Source organism: Arthrobacter sp. sptzw42, from assembly GCF_059089685.1.
This window is the reverse complement of record NZ_JBNHEX010000002.1, coordinates 395,245-412,633: the sequence shown is the minus strand read 5'-3', so window position 1 is coordinate 412,633 and position 17,389 is coordinate 395,245. Positions and strand designations below refer to the sequence as shown.

Annotated in this window: 16 protein-coding genes and 3 tRNA genes; 11 read left to right on the top strand and 8 right to left on the bottom strand. The window is 65.5% G+C overall.

The features are described from left to right. Positions 1-604, bottom strand: a 604-nt coding sequence (locus tag AC5RT4_RS04035; protein ID WP_494104895.1) for a TIM barrel protein, incomplete at its 3' end; no start/stop codon positions are given. A gap of 136 nt (positions 605-740) precedes the next feature. On the opposite strand from AC5RT4_RS04035, the gene AC5RT4_RS04030 reads away from it, so the two are divergent. Further along, positions 741-1,970: an ROK family protein gene (locus tag AC5RT4_RS04030; RefSeq protein WP_494104894.1), complete on the top strand. Its 1,230-nt coding sequence runs from the start codon at positions 741-743 to the stop codon at positions 1,968-1,970. 102 nt (positions 1,971-2,072) lie between these two features. On the opposite strand, the gene AC5RT4_RS04025 is transcribed toward AC5RT4_RS04030, so the two are convergent. Continuing rightward, a tRNA-Arg gene (locus AC5RT4_RS04025) sits at positions 2,073-2,145 on the bottom strand. Positions 2,146-2,357: 212 nt separating this feature from the next. Between AC5RT4_RS04025 and AC5RT4_RS04020 the strand changes: the two genes are divergently transcribed. The 3 genes from AC5RT4_RS04020 (at position 2,358) to ettA (ending at position 5,371) form a co-directional block, all read left to right on the top strand. After that, positions 2,358-2,921 carry a single-stranded DNA-binding protein gene (locus AC5RT4_RS04020; RefSeq protein WP_494039912.1) on the top strand — a complete coding sequence of 188 codons (564 nt, stop codon included), beginning with the start codon at positions 2,358-2,360 and terminating at the stop codon, positions 2,919-2,921. 124 nt (positions 2,922-3,045) lie between these two features. Beyond that, positions 3,046-3,636 carry a DUF6993 domain-containing protein gene (locus AC5RT4_RS04015; RefSeq protein WP_494039911.1) on the top strand — a complete coding sequence of 197 codons (591 nt, stop codon included), beginning with the start codon at positions 3,046-3,048 and terminating at the stop codon, positions 3,634-3,636. 52 nt (positions 3,637-3,688) lie between these two features. Next, the gene (gene ettA, locus AC5RT4_RS04010) at positions 3,689-5,371 is read left to right on the top strand and encodes an energy-dependent translational throttle protein EttA (protein ID WP_494039910.1); all 1,683 of its coding nucleotides are present in this window, start codon (positions 3,689-3,691) and stop codon (positions 5,369-5,371) included. Positions 5,372-5,553: 182 nt separating this feature from the next. On the opposite strand, the gene AC5RT4_RS04005 is transcribed toward ettA, so the two are convergent. After that, positions 5,554-6,534, bottom strand: coding sequence for an acyl-CoA thioesterase (locus tag AC5RT4_RS04005; RefSeq protein WP_494039909.1), 981 nt, complete (start codon positions 6,532-6,534; stop codon positions 5,554-5,556). A 63-nt stretch (positions 6,535-6,597) separates the two neighbouring features. Here AC5RT4_RS04005 and AC5RT4_RS04000 point away from each other — a divergent pair, with 63 nt between their 5' ends. Next, a complete protein-coding gene (locus AC5RT4_RS04000; RefSeq protein WP_494039908.1) occupies positions 6,598-7,257 on the top strand; it encodes a DUF8185 domain-containing protein in 660 nt (219 codons plus the stop codon). A 45-nt stretch (positions 7,258-7,302) separates the two neighbouring features. On the opposite strand, the gene AC5RT4_RS03995 is transcribed toward AC5RT4_RS04000, so the two are convergent. Together AC5RT4_RS03995 and AC5RT4_RS03990 are read right to left on the bottom strand one after the other, a co-directional pair. Next, a complete protein-coding gene (locus AC5RT4_RS03995) occupies positions 7,303-7,752 on the bottom strand; it encodes a globin (RefSeq protein ID WP_494039907.1) in 450 nt (149 codons plus the stop codon). 3 nt (positions 7,753-7,755) lie between these two features. Then, positions 7,756-8,442, bottom strand: a complete 687-nt coding sequence (locus AC5RT4_RS03990; protein WP_494039906.1) for a mechanosensitive ion channel family protein — start codon at positions 8,440-8,442, stop codon at positions 7,756-7,758. Between the two features lie 117 nt (positions 8,443-8,559). Between AC5RT4_RS03990 and AC5RT4_RS03985 the strand changes: the two genes are divergently transcribed. Further along, positions 8,560-9,558: an NAD-dependent epimerase/dehydratase family protein gene (locus tag AC5RT4_RS03985; RefSeq protein WP_494039905.1), complete on the top strand. Its 999-nt coding sequence runs from the start codon at positions 8,560-8,562 to the stop codon at positions 9,556-9,558. Between the two features lie 26 nt (positions 9,559-9,584). Here AC5RT4_RS03985 and AC5RT4_RS03980 read toward each other — a convergent pair whose 3' ends face one another. Both AC5RT4_RS03980 and pepN read right to left on the bottom strand, forming a co-directional pair. Continuing rightward, positions 9,585-10,058, bottom strand: a complete 474-nt coding sequence (locus tag AC5RT4_RS03980) for an OsmC family protein (protein ID WP_494039904.1) — start codon at positions 10,056-10,058, stop codon at positions 9,585-9,587. Next, a complete protein-coding gene (gene pepN, locus AC5RT4_RS03975) occupies positions 10,055-12,634 on the bottom strand; it encodes an aminopeptidase N (protein ID WP_494039903.1) in 2,580 nt (859 codons plus the stop codon). Before pepN ends, AC5RT4_RS03980 begins: the two co-directional genes overlap by 4 nt. 168 nt (positions 12,635-12,802) lie before the next feature. Between pepN and AC5RT4_RS03970 the strand changes: the two genes are divergently transcribed. The 3 genes from AC5RT4_RS03970 to AC5RT4_RS03960 all read left to right on the top strand — a co-directional run bounded on the left by AC5RT4_RS03970 (position 12,803) and on the right by AC5RT4_RS03960 (position 15,336). Continuing rightward, entirely contained in the window at positions 12,803-13,819 is a 1,017-nt protein-coding gene (locus tag AC5RT4_RS03970) for a hypothetical protein (RefSeq protein WP_494039902.1), read from the top strand. 78 nt (positions 13,820-13,897) lie between these two features. Continuing rightward, the gene (locus AC5RT4_RS03965; protein ID WP_494039901.1) at positions 13,898-14,392 is read left to right on the top strand and encodes a ribose-5-phosphate isomerase; all 495 of its coding nucleotides are present in this window, start codon (positions 13,898-13,900) and stop codon (positions 14,390-14,392) included. Beyond that, positions 14,392-15,336, top strand: a complete 945-nt coding sequence (locus AC5RT4_RS03960) for an Fpg/Nei family DNA glycosylase (protein ID WP_494104893.1) — start codon at positions 14,392-14,394, stop codon at positions 15,334-15,336. The genes AC5RT4_RS03965 and AC5RT4_RS03960 overlap by 1 nt, the downstream gene beginning before the upstream one ends. Before the next feature lie 67 nt (positions 15,337-15,403). Here AC5RT4_RS03960 and AC5RT4_RS03955 read toward each other — a convergent pair. After that, positions 15,404-15,477: transfer RNA gene (locus tag AC5RT4_RS03955), tRNA-Gly, on the bottom strand. Between the two features lie 149 nt (positions 15,478-15,626). On the opposite strand from AC5RT4_RS03955, the gene AC5RT4_RS03950 reads away from it, so the two are divergent. Both AC5RT4_RS03950 and tig read left to right on the top strand, forming a co-directional pair. Next, a tRNA-Pro gene (locus AC5RT4_RS03950) sits at positions 15,627-15,701 on the top strand. A gap of 81 nt (positions 15,702-15,782) precedes the next feature. Further along, positions 15,783-17,165 carry a trigger factor gene (gene tig, locus AC5RT4_RS03945; protein WP_494039899.1) on the top strand — a complete coding sequence of 461 codons (1,383 nt, stop codon included), beginning with the start codon at positions 15,783-15,785 and terminating at the stop codon, positions 17,163-17,165. Positions 17,166-17,389 lie beyond the last annotated feature (224 nt).

The following is a 17,389-nucleotide window of genomic DNA, read 5'->3' as shown; positions in this document are numbered from 1 at the left end:
ACGCCAGGCCGTGGCCGACGGTGGGCAGGAAGATATCGCCGCGGGGTTCGTTGGGCTTGGGCTCCAGGGCGATGCGCAGGTTGTAGCCCTTGTCCTTGATGTAGGCCGCGGCGGTGTCCACACCCTCGCGCATCCGGTCCAGGGCCGCGGCGAGGTCCTTGGACCCGTCGTATTCGCTGCCTTCACGCCCGCCCCACATCACGAACGTTTCGGCGCCGAACTCCGCGGCCGAATCGATGTTCCGCAAGACCTTGGACAGGGCAAAGCGTCGGATGGAACGGTCATTGGAGGTGAACCCGCCGTCCTTGAACACCGGGTGGCTGAACAGGTTCGTGGTCACCATCGGGACCTTCAAACCGGTCTCGGCCAGCGCCGCCTTGAAGTTCTTCAGGATCAGCTCCCGCTCCGAGGCCGTGGCCTCAAAGGGAACCAGGTCATTGTCGTGGAACGTGATGCCATACGCGCCCAGCTCAGCGAGCCGGTGCACCGCCTCCACCGGATCCAGCGCCGCACGGGTAGCCACACCAAACGGGTCAGCGCCGGTCCAGCCCACAGTCCACAGACCAAAAGTGAACTTATCAGCAGGGGTAGGGGAAAGAGTCATGATGCGTCCTTGCACTTGGTTGCGCCGATTGTCCGGCCAGTTAGTTTATTGCCTGAACTATATAAGCATCGGTACGCTAGGGTCAATAGCTAATTGGGAACCCGACAACGGTCCCGCATCGATGAGGGAGAACGGCATGGCGAACACGGCCACAGCGCCCGCACCGTCCAATGCCGCAGCCCCGGGCAGCATGGGAGACGTACGCAGGAGCAACCTTGCCCTGGTCCTCAGCACGGTGGCCGCGTCCTCCACGGCGTCCCACCTCACCCGGGCCCAGATTGCCGCCGCCACCGGGCTGACCAAGGCGTCAGTATCAAGCATTGTCCTGGACCTCCTCGACGCCGGAATCCTGCGGGAATTAGGCCTGAACCCCCAGGGGGAACGGGGCCGGCCGGGCGTGGGGCTGGAAATGAATCCGGCGCGGGGCGTTATGGGCATGGAAATCAACGTTGACTACATTGCCGCGGGCGTTACGGATCTGACCGGAGCCGAAGTGGTTCAGGAGATCCGTGAACTGGATAACCGGGACAGTGCCAGTGGGGCGGTGATGACTGCCCTGGCAGCGTTGGCCGCCGGCGTGCGGAAGGCGGCCTCGGCGAAGGGGGTCGAAATCCTGGGCGGAGGACTCGCGGTTCCTGGACTTGTCGACGACGGGACTTCCACCGTCATCACTGCCCCTAACCTGGGCTGGCGGGACGCAAAGCTTGACGTTGCCGGTTTGCTCCCCGGCCTGCCATTGGGTGTCAGGCTCTTCAATGAAGCTAATGCTGCTGCCCTTGCGGAGTTGGCCCGCGGCGCCAGTGGCAGGAAGGACTTCCTCTTCATCTCCGGCGAAGTGGGCGTCGGCGGCGGGCTGGTCATCAGGTCTGAGCTCTTCACCGGTCCGGAAGGGCATGCGGGGGAGGTGGGCCATATAGTTGTCGACCCTGACGGCAGCGCCTGCTCCTGCGGCGGGACAGGCTGCCTGGAGACTGTAGCGGGGCAGGACGCCATCTTTTCAGCGGCGGGCATAGCAGCCAAACGGCAATCAAGGTCCGAAAGCATGTCTGCCCTGACAAAAGCGCTCTCCGCCGGCGAACCCGCCGCGCTGCTGGCCGTCCGGAGAGCCGGGCAGTCCTTGGGCGTGGCCGTTGCGTCCGCATCGCGGGTGGTGGATATCAGGGCGGTGGTGCTCGGTGGGCACTTCGCCGTCCTCGAGCGGTGGCTGCGCCCGCCGCTGCTGGACAGCCTCAGCCGGTATGCGCCGGGGAAGTTTCTGCCCGAGCACATCACCACGGCTGCCGCCGGGGAGAATGGCGCCCTGCTGGGGGCCGCCGGCAGTGTGGTGCGGTCCCTCCTGGAGGCACCGCACCGGCTGCAGTCCTAGCATCGCGCCACCGTTGGCGTGCGCCGCTGACTACGGACCCGGGCAGAACACACAGGAAGCGGCTTTCGCCTGCATCCCGCAGGCCAAAGCCGCTTCTCGAAGTGCCCCAGGAGGGAATCGAACCCCCGACCGGCGGATTAGAAGGCCGCTGCTCTATCCCCTGAGCTACTGAGGCAAATGGCTCCGGAGCTGAAGTCCGGCGCCTCAAAAAGTTTACATTGCCTAGAGTGCAGGTGCCGTCACTGAGTGCAGCGGCGGACTCTTCCTCCACAGGCACACCAGGGGCCGGGTTGTGCACATAGGCAAAGTGCTGCCTCCCGCTGCGCCCGGCGCGGGCGCGATGCTGGTTTTGCCTGCTGAGGCATCACTAGAAGACAGGACGAAGAGATGAGCGACACCATAACGATCCGGGGCTTCGTTGCCACCGAGATCAAGAGCTCCACCACAACGGGGGGAGTGGCCACCGCCTCCTTCCGCATCGGATCCAACTCCCGCCGCTATGACAAGGAATCGGGCACGTGGTCGGACGGCCACACGAACTGGTTCCTCGTTCAGGGCTACCGGCACCTGGCGGGAAGCATGGGCTGCAGCATCAGGAAAGGCCAGCCAGTCATCGTGGTGGGGAAGCTGAAGATCCGGAGCTGGGAAAAGGACGGCCGGGTCTACTACTCACACACCATTGACGCTGACGCCGTGGGCCACGACCTCACCTGGGGCACGGCAAATTTCACCCGGTCCTCCACCAAGCCACTCCTCTCGTTTGTGGAACAGGAACCGGGGTTCGAGGCCGATCCCCACCGCAACCCGGATGGTCCTTTCGACCAGCCGGAGGACAACGAAGAAGAGCTTCCCGGCGACGGCGATCCGGCCGCAGCCTACATCGAGGACAGCAACGGCGAGCTGCTTGCGCTGGATCTGGAGACGGGGGAACTGGCCGAATCCGGAGTCTAGGCATTCCCTGTATCAACGTCGCCCCTGAATTCCTGGGCGGGCAGGACCGCGGCACCCCCGGCCGCGCCTTGCCCGCCCAGGCCGCGCATCCAGCGCCGGACCGACCGCATGGCAGAATGACACCATGCGGACCACTCCTGACCACCGGCAAGAACGTATGTCAGGTTTATCATCGGCCGCTCCGTTCGCTCCGTTCCTCGCCGCGCGTCCCCTGGTGGCAGCAGTCGCCGGAGCCGCGCTGGCTGCCGTGCTGGCGGGATGCGTGGGCGGGGGGCAGTCGGTCCTCCAACCCGGGGCAACTGAACCAGTGATCGCCGCGCCAACCACCGCCGGCAGTGCCGCAGGCACGGCCGCGCCCGGGACAGCGGATACTGAACCACCGGCAGAGAGACCCGGAGGGCAGCGGGCAGCTGACGCAGACGCCGCCGCCACCGAAACGGTCAGGAAAACCGTAACGGATGCCCTTGAACGTCTGGCTGCGGGATCACCGAAGCCGGCCACCGCCCAGGTCACGGACGCCCTGACCGGAGCGGGCATCGCGCCTGCTTCTTTGCAGGTTTCCCAGAGCCGGACCCCCACTGGCCTGGAGGCTGACGCCATCGAAGCCTCGGTGCTGCAGGGCCGGGACTGTGTCATCGGGCAGGTCCGGGAAGGTGCGGTCACGGTGACCGTTCTTCCGGTGCTGGCCAGCGGCAAGTGCTTTGTAGGCTCCTGATCCGGGCGCACCGAATGTGAGATATGCCCGCCAACCCACTAGATTTGGAACCATGGCGGAATTTATCTACACAATGACCAAGGCCCGAAAAGCCGTTGGCGAAAAACTCATTCTGGACGACGTAAGCATGTCCTTCTTTCCCGGCGCCAAGATTGGTGTTGTGGGCCCGAACGGTGCCGGTAAGTCCACCATCCTCAAGATCATGGCAGGGCTGGACACTCCCTCGAATGGCGAGGCCCGGCTCAGCCCCGGCTACACCGTAGGCATTCTCCTCCAGGAACCACCCCTGAACGAAGAAAAAACCGTCCTGGGCAACGTCCAGGAAGGTGTCGGTGAGATCTACGGCAAGATCCAGCGCTTCAACGAAATCTCGGAGGAAATGGCCAGCCCGGATGCTGACTACGACACCCTCCTCGAGGAAATGGGACACCTGCAGGAAGCCATTGACGCCGCGGACGCCTGGGACCTGGACTCCCAGCTGGAGCAGGCCATGGACGCGCTCCGTTGCCCTCCGGCCGACGCCGACGTCACCAACCTTTCCGGTGGTGAGCGCCGCCGTGTTGCCCTGTGCAAGCTGCTCCTGCAGAAGCCGGACCTGCTGCTCCTGGACGAGCCCACCAACCACCTGGACGCAGAGAGCGTGCTGTGGCTCGAACAGCACCTTTCCACCTACGCCGGCGCAGTCCTGGCCGTCACCCACGACCGCTACTTCCTGGACCACGTAGCGGAATGGATCGCCGAAGTGGACCGCGGCCACCTGTACCCGTACGAGGGCAACTACTCCACGTACCTGGAGAAGAAGCGTGCGCGCCTGGAAATCCAGGGCAAGAAGGATGCCAAGCAGGCCAAGCGCCTCAGCGAGGAACTTGAGTGGGTGCGCTCCAACGCCAAGGGCCGCCAGACCAAGTCCAAGGCCCGTCTGGCCCGCTACGAGGAGATGGCTGCAGAAGCAGACCGCACCCGCAAGCTGGACTTCGAAGAAATTCAGATCCCGCCGGGACCCCGCCTGGGCGGCCTGGTGCTCGAGGCCAAGAACCTGCAGAAGGGTTTCGAGGACCGGACACTGATCGACGGGCTGACCTTCAGCCTGCCCCGCAACGGCATCGTAGGTGTTATCGGCCCCAACGGCGTCGGCAAGACCACCCTGTTCAAGACCATCGTGGGACTGGAACCGCTGGACGGCGGCGACCTGAAAATCGGTGACTCCGTCAAGATCTCCTACGCCGACCAGAGCCGCGGCGGCATCGACCCCAACAAGACCCTGTGGGAAGTCGTATCGGATGGCCTGGACTTCATCCAGGTAGGCCATGTGGAGATGCCCTCCCGCGCCTATGTCGCCGCTTTCGGCTTCAAGGGCCCGGACCAGCAGAAGAAGGCAGGTGTGCTCTCCGGTGGTGAGCGCAACCGGCTGAACCTTGCGCTGACCCTCAAGCAGGGCGGAAACCTGCTGCTTCTCGATGAGCCCACCAACGACCTTGACGTCGAAACCCTCAGCAGCCTGGAGAATGCCCTGCTGGAATTCCCCGGCTGCGCCGTGGTGGTCTCGCACGACCGCTGGTTCCTGGACCGGGTGGCAACCCACATCCTGGCCTACGAAGGTGACGAGGAAAATCCGTCCAAGTGGTACTGGTTCGAGGGCAACTTCGAATCGTACGAGGAAAACAAGGTGGAGCGCCTTGGCCCGGATGCGGCTAAGCCGCACCGCGTGACGCACCGCCGCCTGACCCGCGACTGACCGTCTCCGGCGCCGGGAACGCAAAAGCGTTACCGGCTACAGGCAGAAACAGGCCGGCACCCACGGGTGCCGGCCTGTTTGCGTTTTACCCGGCCTGTTTGCGGTTCCCCGGACGCAGCCCCCGAAAACTGCCTCCGGCCGAGCGCCGTCTGCACAGCCGGCCGGGACTGAAGACCGGAAGGCTAGCCCCGGCCGGCTTTCCGGATCTGGTGCTCCATCACCTTTGACTGGAATGCACCCGCAACCTTGTTTTTCAGGTCGGTGGGCACACGGACCATCCCTTCCTGTGCCACCGAGGCCACGTGCTGTCCGGCCTGGTTGAAGATTTTGCCGGTGGCGAGCCCGCGCGCACCCTGGGCGCTCGGCGATTCCTGGACGTACAGCAGCCACTCGTCCACCCGCGCGGGACGGTGCCACCACATGGCATGGTCCAGGCTGGCCACGTTCATTCCGGGAGTAATCCAGCTGAGCCCGTGCCGGCGCAGGATGGACTCCAGCAGGGTGTAATCACTGGCGTAAGCCAAGGCGGCGCGGTGCAGGTTGGGGTTGTCCGGCATAGGGCCGAAGGTCTTCATCCACACCGCATTGCGTGCTTCCCTTTCACCTTTTGCCGATACATACAGCGGCGGGTCAACGTGCCGGATGTCGAAGGGCCGCTCATAGGCCCAGTGCCGCGCCACCGGGTGGTCGAACTGGCCCAGCAGGTCGGCCGTGCTGGGCAGTGACTCCGGGTCGGGAATGCCGCCGGGCATTACGGACCCGTGCTCAACGCCTTCGTCCTCGCCTTGGAACGAGGCAATCATCGACAGGATGGGCACGCCTTCCTGGTATGCGTGCACCCGGCGGGCTGAAAAAGACCGGCCGTCGCGGAGGCGCTGGACTCCGAAGGTGATGGGCTTGTTGGCATCCCCGGGGCGGAGGAAGTAACCGTGCATGGAATGGACAAACCGTGCAGGGTCAACGGTCCGGATGGACGCAATCAGTGACTGCGCCAGCACCTGTCCGCCGAAGACCCGGTGGTGGGGCTGCTGCTGGGACGGGCCCAGGAAGATGTCCTCATCGGTCCGGGCGCCCTCCAGCTCGCCAAGGTCAAGCAGGGAGATGAGCGATGAGGTGGGGTCTTCGCTGGGAAGCGCCAGGATTTCGGCGTCGGCTTCAGTCATGGTCTGACTCTAGACGGCGCCCCGGCACCGCTCAACAAAGGTGCAGCCGGTAGTGTTCTTGGTGTGTCTGATCTACTCACCTCCTCCTTCCGGTTCGCTGATCCGCAGGATCTCGCCGACCTGAAAACCTTCGCCACGCGCGCGAAGACCATTGACGACGGCGCCATCCGGCTTCAGGCGGCAGGTTCCGTTCTCGCCGCGTACGTCTGCGTGCTGCGGCCGCGGGTGCTTGGTGAATCGACCCCCACCATCCTGGGACTGCGGACCATGGCGCTGGCTGAACCGTCGGGCACCGATGTCACTGTTCCGCTGGCGGCGGTGCTGGACCGCATCGCGCGGGCGGGCCAGGACGACGTCGAGCTGCCGGTGCCGCCGTCCACCGTCACGGAGTCCTGGACCGGTGTCGGGGCCCCCCGCAGCGGGTGGGAACTGCTGGGTTCGCGAAGCGATGCGTCCCTGCGGACGGCTGCAGAAGGAGGGATCGGGGAAGTGGCAGGAATTGTGCCGGAGAAGCCCGGGGCGCTGATCGTCAACAACGCCCGGGCTGCGGTGTGGGGCAGGGAACTCGATGACTCCGGACTGCCGGCCGGCGCCGCCTTTGCCGCCCTGGCCCTTGGTTTCCTTGCGGCCGGCGAACAGAAGCTCTACCGCGCCGGCCGCTGGTTCCGCCTCAGCGGCCCGCGCGGGCATGTCCTGGCGCGGACGGGAAGCGGGCTTCTCTGACGGCAGGGGCGCCGCGCAGGGGCAGCCGCGCCAGCCTGCGGCCGGCTAGCCGGCGGGGCTGTTGACCATGGACAGCGCTGCACGCTCCATGTAGTCCCAGAGGGTTCCCTCATACAGCGGCGGCAGTTCGAGTGCGTCCACCGCCGTGCGCATGTGGAAGAGCCAGCGGTCCTTGGCTTCGGGCGTCACCGTGAAGGGCATGTGGCGCATGCGCAGCCGGGGGTGGCCGCGCTCTTCCCCGTAGGTGGTGGGCCCGCCCCAGTACTGTTCCAGGAACATCAGGAACCGCCGTTTGGCCGGGGCCAGGTCCTCTTCCGGGTACATCGGGCGCAGCAGCGGATCCGTTGCGACGCCGTCGTAAAAGACGTCAATCAGTTTAACGAAGGTTTCGTGGCCGCCTACGGCTTCATAAAAGTTGTCGGTGTAGCCGGGCCGGCTGAACGGATCGTTCTGCATCAGCTGGCGGGGCCGCTGCGGTTCGATGGGGATGGTCATTTGCTAGTCTCCGGCCTTTTGGTCAGTCTTTTTGGTTTCGGTGCCGTGATCGCTTGCCTGGTCCGTGGTGCCGTCCGGTCCCTCGTGCAGCGGGACGTAGTTGCCCTGGGACCGGTTGCCTACGCGGAGGATCTCCCCGTTGCGCAGGTACCAGATGGCGCCGTCGTCGGACCGCACGCGGGTGATGCGCAGGCCCATGGACTCCACAACACCAACAACTTCGCTGGTTTCGATGACATCGCCGATTCCGTACTGGTCTTCAATGGTAATAAAAATCCCGGCGAGGAAGTCGCGGATCAGCTGTTGGGCGCCGAAACCGATGGCTACACCCAAAATACCCACACTGGTGAGGAGCGGGGCGATGTTGATGTCCAGGTTCTGCAGGACATACATGCTGGTGATGACCACCACCAGCACGCCCACGATGCTGTTCAGCAGCGAACCGATCGTTTCCGCGCGCTGGACCCGCCGTTCATGGTCCAGGGCGCGCAGTGCCGGCGCCGCCCACTTGAACGTGGGCCGCTTGAAGAAGTTGCTGCCTGCGGCCACGCGGGTGGTGATCCGGGAAATGACAAAGGTGGCAGCCAGCCAGATGGCAACGCCCACCCCGAGGCTGATCACAATGCCCGTGATGCTGATGCCGTCGGGCGCGGTGGCGGCGGAAGGAAGGATCGACAACATGCTGACCATAGGTGGGAAATACTCCTGGGGTTCCCCGGCGGCGCCGGGATAGGGTTCCGGAGCGCCGGTTTCGCCCGGCGCGGAAGGCTCTGTTCTCCTTCAACCCTAGCGCCGTAGCGTGGCTGCATGCGTATTCTTGTGCTCGGCGGGACGGCCTTCCTGTCAGCAGAAATTGTCCGCCAGGCCGTTGCCGGGGGGCATCAGGTCACGTGCCTTGCCCGTGGTTCCGCGGCTGATCCTCCGGAGGGAGCGGCGTGGCTGAAAGCTGACCGCTCTCTCGGTCCCGATGCCTACCGCGGCGTCAAGGGGAAGTGGGATGAGGTCATTGACGTCGCCCGCGATCCGGTGCCCGCAACCGAAGCGCTGGACGCCATCGCCCACCGCACCGCCCACTGGACCTTCGTCTCCAGTTGCTCCGTCTATGCCGACGCATCGGTTCCCGGCGCGGCTGAGGACGCCGGCCTCCTCCCACCGCTGGCGCCGGGTACTCCTTCGACGCCGGAAACCTACGGTGAGTCCAAAGCCGCCATCGAGCAGTCCACCGTCAGGGCAACGGGCGGAAAAGCGCATGTGTGCCGTGCGGGCCTGATCGGCGGACCGGGTGACGGTTCCGACCGCTACGGGTACTGGCCGGCCCGCTTTGCCCGGGACGGCCGTCCCGCCATCGTCCCTGCCATCAACAGCCACGCCACCCAAGTCATCGATGTACGGGACCTCGCCGCCTGGATCCTGCTCGCGGCAGAACAGGGGACCACTGGAACGCTGAACGCGCTGGGGGACCAGGTACCGTTCGGGGAGTACATCAGAGCGTCCCGGCAGGCGGCGGGCCATGGCGGCGAGGTGGTGCCGGCGGCCGGGGACTGGCTCGTGGACCAGGGCGTCGGCTACTGGGCGGGGCCCGACTCGCTGCCCCTCTGGCTCCCTCCCCGGCATGAGGGGTTTATGGCCAGGAGCAACAAGGCTCCCGTTGATGCCGGCCTGAAGATCCGGCCCTGGCAGGAGACACTCGCCGACGCGCTGGCTGATGAACGCCGCCTCGGACTGAACCGGCCCCGCAAGGCGGGCCTAACTCCGGAAACGGAAAAGCGGCTGGTTGGGCTCCTGCAGGGCGGACACACAAGCTGACGCCCGGCAGGAGGCCCCGGGCAGTCCTAGGCCGCCACCGTCACCGGCATGTGTTCCACGGGAAAGTTCACGCTGCGGGCAATAAAGCACACCTGGTTGGCTTCATGGTGGAGCTGCGCGGCCATCGCCACGTGCTGTTCGTCTGCCACCGTAACCTGCGGGTGCAGCGTCACCCGTTCGAACTGGCCGCTGCCGTCCCTGTTGAGCTTCATCAGCCCGGCGGCCTCGTCCCGGTAGTCCGTCACCACCACCCCGTGCTTCACCGCCACGTGCAGGAAGGAAAGCATGTGGCACTGCGCCAGGGCGGCGAGAAGCAGCTGCTCCGGGTTGTAGCGCGCCCGGTCGCCGTGGAAGGTGGGATCGGCCGAACCCTTGAGGACCGGCAGTCCGGGAATCAGGATGTCGTGGTCCCGCAGATAGCCGCGGTACGACGACGTCCCTTCCCCCTGGTTGCCCGTCCACTGCACCGTCAACGCATAGTGGTGCTCACCGAAATTCACAGGCCCGGCCCTGCTTCGCCGGGCAGGACATCAGCGGCGCGGGCACGCAGGGCCCTGGCAACGCCGTCGCGATTTTCCAGCATCATCCGGCGCAGGGCGGCGCTGTGGGGCGGAATTAATGCCAGGAAGCCGTCCGTTCGATCAACTGTCGCCTGCGTGGTCAGCAGCGCGGGGTAGAGCCCGACGACGATTTGCTGGGCAAGGGCGTGGGTCCGGGTCTCGACGATGGCGGGCACCGCCTGGAAATACTTTTCCGCGTAGGGCTCCAGCAGCGACCGGTCCAGGACGCGCATAAACCCGCTGACCGCGGAGCCCTGAAGGGCATTGGACAGCTCGCCCTTCACCACGATCGAATCCCAGGCAGCGGCCTTCGCCTCGGGGGTGGGAATTGCAGCTTTGGCCTGCGCGGCGGCGTTCTGTCCGGTGGACGTGTGGTCCCGGGCAAGCTCGGCATCGATGCCGTCCTGGCCCAGGCGGCCGCCCACCACCAGCGACGTCAGGAGTTCCCAGCGCAGGTCCTGGTCAACGGCCAGCCCGTCCAGGACCAGCGAACCGTCGAGGAGACCCGCCACGATGTCCAGCTGGCTTCCGTTGCCAGCCAGCAAGGCGAAGGATTTCACGAACTGCAGCTGGGCGTCCGAGCCGGCGGGTACCTCGGAGGCCAGCTCCCAGAGCCGGTCCGCCGCGGCCGCGGTGGTTGCCTCCCGGTGCTCCTCAGCCACGTAGAAGTTCAGGGTGGTGGCCAGCTGGCGGAGCTGGACAAGGATCACCGAGGAGTCGGACTCGGCGGCCACGTTGGCGAGGACCAGTTCCACGTAACGCCGTGCAGGGGTCTCACCATCCCGGGCGGCGTCCCAGGCGGAGTTCCACACCAGCGTCCGCGGCAGGCTCTGGCTGAAGTCCTTGAGATGGGCGGTGGCGGTGGCAAGGGACCTTTCATCCAGCCGGACCTTGGCGTAGGCAAGGTCGTCGTCGTTCACCAGGATCAGGTCCGGCTGTGCCATCCCCGTCAGGGCAGGCACCTCGGTGCGGACACCGTCCACGTCCAGTTCCTCGCGGTGCACCCGCTCAAGCTTTCCGGCGTCGTTCAGGTTGTAAAACCCCACCGCCAGCCGGTGCGGACGGATGGTGGGCCACTCCTCGACGGCGGACTGCAGGATCGCGAACGAGGTGAGCAGCCCGTCGCTGCCCACTTCCAGGTCCGGCTTGAGGGTGTTGACGCCGGCTGTCTCCAGCCATTGCCGGCCCCAGTCGTCCAGGTCGCGTCCGCTGGCCTTTTCCAGCTCAACCATAAGATCGCTTAACTCGGTGTTCTGCCAGGAATGCTTGGCGAAGTACTCACGGACCCCGGCCATGAACTGCTCCGGTCCCACCCACGCCACCAGCTGGCGGAGGACGGAGGCGCCCTTGGCGTACGTGATGCCGTCGAAGTTCACCTCAACATCCTGGAGGTCGTTGATGTCAGCGAAAATGGGATGAGTGGTGGGCAGCTGGTCCTGGCGGTAGGCCCAGGATTTTTCCACCGACGCGAAGGTGGTCCAGGCGCTGGTGAACTCCGTGGCCTCGACGGCGGCGAGGTGGGACATGTACTCGGCAAAGGACTCGTTGAGCCACAGGTCGTTCCACCAGCGCATGGTCACCAGGTCCCCGAACCACATGTGCGCGAGCTCGTGGAGGACCGTGATGGCCCGGCGTTCGATCTGCGCCCCGGTGACCTTGCTGCGGAAAACGTAGCCTTCGAGGATGGTCACGGCTCCGGCGTTCTCCATGGCGCCGGCGTTGAATTCCGGAACGAAGAGCTGGTCGTACTTCTCGAACGGGTAGGGGCAGCCAAACTGCACCTCAAAGAACTCAAAGCCCTGCCGGGTCAGCTCGAAGATGTTCTCCGCGTCCAGGTACTGCATCAGGGACTTCCGGGTGAAGACCCCCAGCGGAATGACCCGGCCGTCGGAACTCTTCACCTCGCTGCGCACGGACTGGTAGGGACCGGCGATCAGGGCAGTGACGTAGGAGGAGAGCCGCGGAGTGGGGGAGAAGGACCACACGGAGCGGGCACCGCCGTCGTCCGCGGGGGTGGTTTCCACGGGCACCGGCGTGGGAGAGTTGGAGATAATATCCCAGTGCGAGGGCGCGGTGACCGTGAACGTAAAGGCAGCCTTCAGGTCCGGCTGCTCGAACACCGCGAACATCCTGCGTGAATCCGGGACCTCGAACTGCGTATAGAGGTACACCTCGTTGTCCACCGGGTCCACGAAGCGGTGCAGGCCTTCGCCGGTGTTCATGTAGGGCGCATCAGCCACGATGGTGAGCTCGTTGTCCTCCGCGAGATCCGGCAGTTGGATCCGGACGCCGTCCGCCACCGTGTCCGGATCCAGGCTGCGGCCGTTGAGCGTGACACTGTGAACCGCAGCGGTGACGGCGTCGATGAAGGTGGAGGCTCCGGCTTCCGCGCTGAACTTCACGGTGGTGGTGCTGCCAAAGACCTTCCCGCCGCGGGTCAGGTCCAGGCTGACATCGTAGGACTGGACGGTGATCAGTTCGGCACGTTCACGGGCTTCGGCGCGGGTCAGATTCATACCTGGCAAAGTGGGGCCTCCGGAATAATGGCGTCTGCCGGCTGGCGGTGCCCAGCGGCGGCACTGCTCATTCTTGCATTCCTTTACCCCCGAACAGGTAGCGCAGCTCACAGTGGGTACGGAGAGAGGTACCAAGTCAGCGGCCGGCGTCGGGAGTAGCGTTAAATCATGGGGAAGTTCATGGAGTCGGTGGACACCAAGGCCCTGCGCTTTGTCGCGGGGTTCCCGCTGGTGGTCGGGGCCGCGTTCGCAGTGTGTGCTTTTCTGCTTCGGCCGGACCTTCCTGAGCCGCTCGCCATCCGGTGGACGGACGACGGCGGCGCCGCCTTCGCGCCTTTTCCCGCCTATGTCTCGGTGGGCGCCCTGCTGATTGTGGCCGCGGGCTGGCTGGTCCTCTTCCAGGCCCTTCCGCTCAGCCGGCCCGTGCCCATGCGCCGGATCATGATGGGCGCCGGACTTTTCCTGTGCCTCTTCGTCGCCACGGCGCTCGCTGCGGGCCTTGTTGGGCAGACCGGCCTGGCGGACGCCCGGGAGTCCCGGGTGGACCTCACCGTGCTTGCGCTGGGAAGCGGAGCCGCCGTGTCCCTGGGGGTGATTATGGGCTTCGTCTACAAGGCGGACCAGCAGTGGTCGTCCAATGACGACAGGGCCCTCCAGCTTGCCATCGCCAGGGAGCTGGATCCCGATTTGGCACGGGACAGCATCCGGCTTTGGGTCCATGCCCGCAGTTCTGTTTTCGTCATGATCGGCATAGCCTCGCTGTTTCCGGCCGCGTTGATTGCCATCGCCGTGCCCTGGCTTGGGGTGCTGCTCGTGGTCCTGGCCGTTATCGGCGCGGCTTTCCTGTGTGCCAGGATCAAGGCGGACCGGCGGGGCCTGAAAGTCCTGCTGGCCGGCGTCGTCCCCGTCATGGATGTCCCCGCCGGCGCCATCTCGGCAGCCAGCGCAGCGGACGTCCGCGCTGCCGACTACGGCGGGTGGGGCTACCGGCACCACAGTGGAACGGCAGCCATGCTGGTCAGCAGCGGCCCCGCCGTCGTCGTGAAAAAGACCGACGGGCAGAGCCTGGCAGTGAGCAGCGGAAGCGAGGACTCCGCTGCACGGCTCGCCGAAGTCCTGACCCGGGTGGCCGCGAGGGCACACCGCGGAGGCGGTTCGGCCGCGGCCGGCAAGCCCGAGTCCTAGTATTCTTGTGGGTGTTGTTGACCACGGCCCGCACCTTCCGTGCCGGCCGCCAGCGCCCACACCGAACGGATTCTGCTCGTGACTTCTTCCCCTGCCTTCCCGCGGGTCCACATTGCCACCGACCACGCAGGCATGGAACTCAGCGCCCACCTGGTTTCCCACCTCACCGCCAAGGGCTACGAAGTGGTGGACCACGGTCCCAAGGTTTACGACGCTTTGGACGACTACCCGTCGTTCTGCATCAACGCGGCCCTCGCAGTGGTGGCAGACCAGCAGGCCGGCGTGCACGCGCTCGGCATCGTCCTGGGCGGGTCGGGAAACGGCGAGCAGATCGCGGCCAACAAGGTCAAGGGCATCCGGGCAGCCCTGGCATGGAACCACTCCACCGCCACCCTCGCGCGGGAGCATAACGACGCCAACGTGGTGGCCGTGGGCGGCCGCCAGCACACGGTTGAGGAAGCAACGGAGCTGATCGAAGCCTTCCTGGCCGAGCCGTTCAGCAACGATGAACGGCACGTCCGCCGGATTGGCAAAATCGCCGCCTACGAAACTACCGGTGAGGTCATCGAGTAGTGCCGGAAGGGCATACACTGCGGCGCCTGGCGCGGCAGTTCGGGGACGTCTTCGGTGGCCAGCGGCTCTCGGTGTCCAGCCCGCAGGGCAGGTTTACCGGTGGAGCCGCGCTGCTGGACGGGCACACCCTCGTTGCTGCCGAAGCGCACGGAAAACACCTGTTCCTGCATTTTGACCACACGCTGGTGCTGCACGTCCACCTGGGCCTTTACGGGGCCTGGACCTTCGGCGGGGACAGCACGTTTACAGGGTCCTCCAGCATCGGTGCCCCGCGCCGGGTGGGGGAGCAGGAGACCTTCGGGGACGGCGACGGCGGCGATTCCACTGTGTACGCCGGTCCGCCGGCGCCGGTGGGGGCAGTCCGGGTACGGATTGTCGGCAGCAACGGCTGGGCCGACCTGCGGGGGGCGACCACCTGCGAAACCATCACCGCCGGCGAAGCCGGCGCCGTCCTGGCCCGGCTGGGTCCGGATCCGCTGGTGAACCGGCGGGGGGATGCCGGGCGGTTTGCTGAGACGCTCCGAAGCCGCACAACGCCGGTGGCCGCGCTGCTGATGGACCAGAAGGTCATCGCCGGGGTGGGCAACGTCTACCGGGCGGAGGTCCTCTTCCGGCGGCGGCTCGATCCGTGGCTGCCGGGCACCAACGTCCCTGACGCTGTGGCACGCAGGCTGTGGCGCGACGTCGTCTCCGTCATGAGCGACGGCGTGGCGGACGGGCGGATCATCACTACAACGCCGCGGTACTGGTCCGGAGACGGCAGGACGGCCAGGGCTGCGGCGGAGAATGCCTCGCTCAAGAGCGACACCTTTCCTGCCAGGGAAAACGCCCACTTCGTCTACAAGCGGAACGGCCTGCCCTGCAGGGTATGCGGCACCACCGTGCTGATGGCCGAACTGGTGGCGCGCAAGCTCTACTGGTGCCCGTACTGCCAGCAGTCGTAGGAGCGACAGGCCGGCCGTGGGCCGCGGCGCAACAAAAAGGCCCCTCAGCTGAGGGGCCTTTTACTTGTGGAGGGGACGACGGGAATCGAACCCGCGTAATCAGTTTGGAAGACTGAGGCTTTACCATTAAGCTACGTCCCCGAAAGAAGAACCATCTGCACTGCGTAGAGCCGGCAGGCTGGCAACTCCGGGCTGGCTGTTCAAGCCGGATATAACTAAACCTAATTCATGGCCTACGTGTCAAATGTGCAAACACGGCGCGTATCACCGTAGACTTGCCTGTGCACTTACGGGGTGTAGCTCAGCTTGGCTAGAGCGCCTGCTTTGGGAGCAGGAAGTCGCAGGTTCAAATCCTGTCACCCCGACTCTGCCGCCCTGGCCCCCGGCCCGGGCAAGAACATTGCGTTTGCAGAAACCCATCCCACAAACCCAGGAGTACTTAGACCGTGAAGAGCGCTGTCGAGAACCTCACCCCCACGCGGGTCAAGCTCAATGTTGAGGTCCCCTTTGAGGAATTGAAGCCCAGCATCGACGAGGCCTACAAGACCGTTGCTTCGCAGATCCAGGTCCCCGGTTTCCGTAAGGGCAAGGTGCCGGCCAAGCTCATCGACCAGCGCGTTGGCCGCGGTTACGTCCTGGAAACCGCCATCAACGAAGGCCTCAACGGCTGGTACCAGTCCGCTGTTCAGGAATCCGGCATCCGCCCCCTGAGCCGTCCCGAGGTGGAAATCACCGAGGTTCCAGACCCCACCTCCACCGATGGCGAACTGAAGTTCCAGGCAGAGGTTGACGTCCGCCCCGAAATCGAACTTCCGGACTACGCCGGCATCCGGGTTGAAGTTGCTGCAGCCCAGTCCTCGGATGAAGACGTTGACAAGGCACTGGACGAACTGCGCGGCCGCTTCGGCACGCTGAAGTCCGTGGACCGTCCCGCTGCCGACGGCGACTTCCTCACCATCGACATCAACGCCAGCATCGACGGCGAAGAGGTGGACTCCGCCGCAGGCCTGTCCTACCAGGTCGGCGCCGGCACCATGCTCGAGGGCCTCGACGAAGCCGTCACCGGCCTCAGCGCTGATGAAGACGCCATCTTCAACACCACCCTGGTGGGCGGCGACCACGCCGGCGAAGCAGCTCAGGTCAAGGTAGTGGTCAAGGCCGTCAAGGAGCGCGAACTCCCCGAGGCCAACGACGACTTCGCCCAGCTGGCGTCCGAGTTCGACACCCTTGCCGAGCTCCGCGAAGACCTCGCCAAGCAGGCGGCCGACTCCAAGGTTGTGGAGCAGGGCGTCGAAGCCCGCGACAAGGTCCTGGACAAGCTCGTTGAGCTGGTAGAGGTTCCCGTTCCGGACTCGGTGGTCGAAGAGCAGCTCGAAGCCCACTTCAAGGAGGGCAACGGCCACGGTGAGGGCGAGCACGACACCGAGGAGCACCGCGAAGAGGTCCGGGCCAACACTGCCCGCGCCTTCCAGAACGAAATCATCCTCGACGCCATCGCGGAGAAGGAAGAAGTCAACGTCAGCCAGAACGAGCTGATCGACTACATCGTCACCACCGCCAGCCAGTACGGCATGGACCCCAACCAGTTCGCCCAGATCATCGATCAGAGCGGCCAGGTCCCCATGATGGTCTCCGAGGTCCGCCGCCGCAAGGCGCTGGCCGTTGTCCTCGGGCAGGCCACAGTGACCGACACCGAGGGCAAGACCGTTGACCTCACCAGCTTCGTCAACCCCGGCGGTGAAGAGGAAGCTCCGGCAGTGGAGGCCGACGACGCAGCCGAAGCACCCGAGGCTGCTGTCGAGGAAGACAAGGCAGAGGCCAAGGCCTAGTCCTTGCCGTAAACGCGGTTCCTTGCTGTAAAGCATTTCGAACGGCCCCCGGATCCCTGGATCCGGGGGCCGTCTGCGTTGGACCGGAGCGTGCTTCCAGCAGGGGCCCGCCGATCGTGCGCCGTCAGCGAACAGCCCACGGTGCGCGAACAAAACGTCAGTGAAACCGGTTAGTGTCCAAGTAGAGATTTTCAGTGATGTCACCGTCACCAGTGAGAGGTAAA

Excerpts from the sequence above, each read along its gene's own strand:
- AC5RT4_RS04030 (WP_494104894.1), top strand. The coding sequence starts at position 741 with ATGGCGAACACGGCCACAGCGCCCGCACCGTCCAATGCCGCAGCCCCG.
- AC5RT4_RS04020 (WP_494039912.1), top strand. The coding sequence starts at position 2,358 with ATGAGCGACACCATAACGATCCGGGGCTTCGTTGCCACCGAGATCAAG.
- AC5RT4_RS04015 (WP_494039911.1), top strand. The coding sequence starts at position 3,046 with ATGCGGACCACTCCTGACCACCGGCAAGAACGTATGTCAGGTTTATCA.
- ettA (WP_494039910.1), top strand. The coding sequence starts at position 3,689 with ATGGCGGAATTTATCTACACAATGACCAAGGCCCGAAAAGCCGTTGGC.
- AC5RT4_RS04005 (WP_494039909.1), bottom strand. The coding sequence starts at position 6,534 with ATGACTGAAGCCGACGCCGAAATCCTGGCGCTTCCCAGCGAAGACCCC.
- AC5RT4_RS03995 (WP_494039907.1), bottom strand. The coding sequence starts at position 7,752 with ATGACCATCCCCATCGAACCGCAGCGGCCCCGCCAGCTGATGCAGAAC.
- AC5RT4_RS03990 (WP_494039906.1), bottom strand. The coding sequence starts at position 8,442 with ATGGTCAGCATGTTGTCGATCCTTCCTTCCGCCGCCACCGCGCCCGAC.
- AC5RT4_RS03985 (WP_494039905.1), top strand. The coding sequence starts at position 8,560 with ATGCGTATTCTTGTGCTCGGCGGGACGGCCTTCCTGTCAGCAGAAATT.
- pepN (WP_494039903.1), bottom strand. The coding sequence starts at position 12,634 with ATGAATCTGACCCGCGCCGAAGCCCGTGAACGTGCCGAACTGATCACC.
- AC5RT4_RS03970 (WP_494039902.1), top strand. The coding sequence starts at position 12,803 with ATGGGGAAGTTCATGGAGTCGGTGGACACCAAGGCCCTGCGCTTTGTC.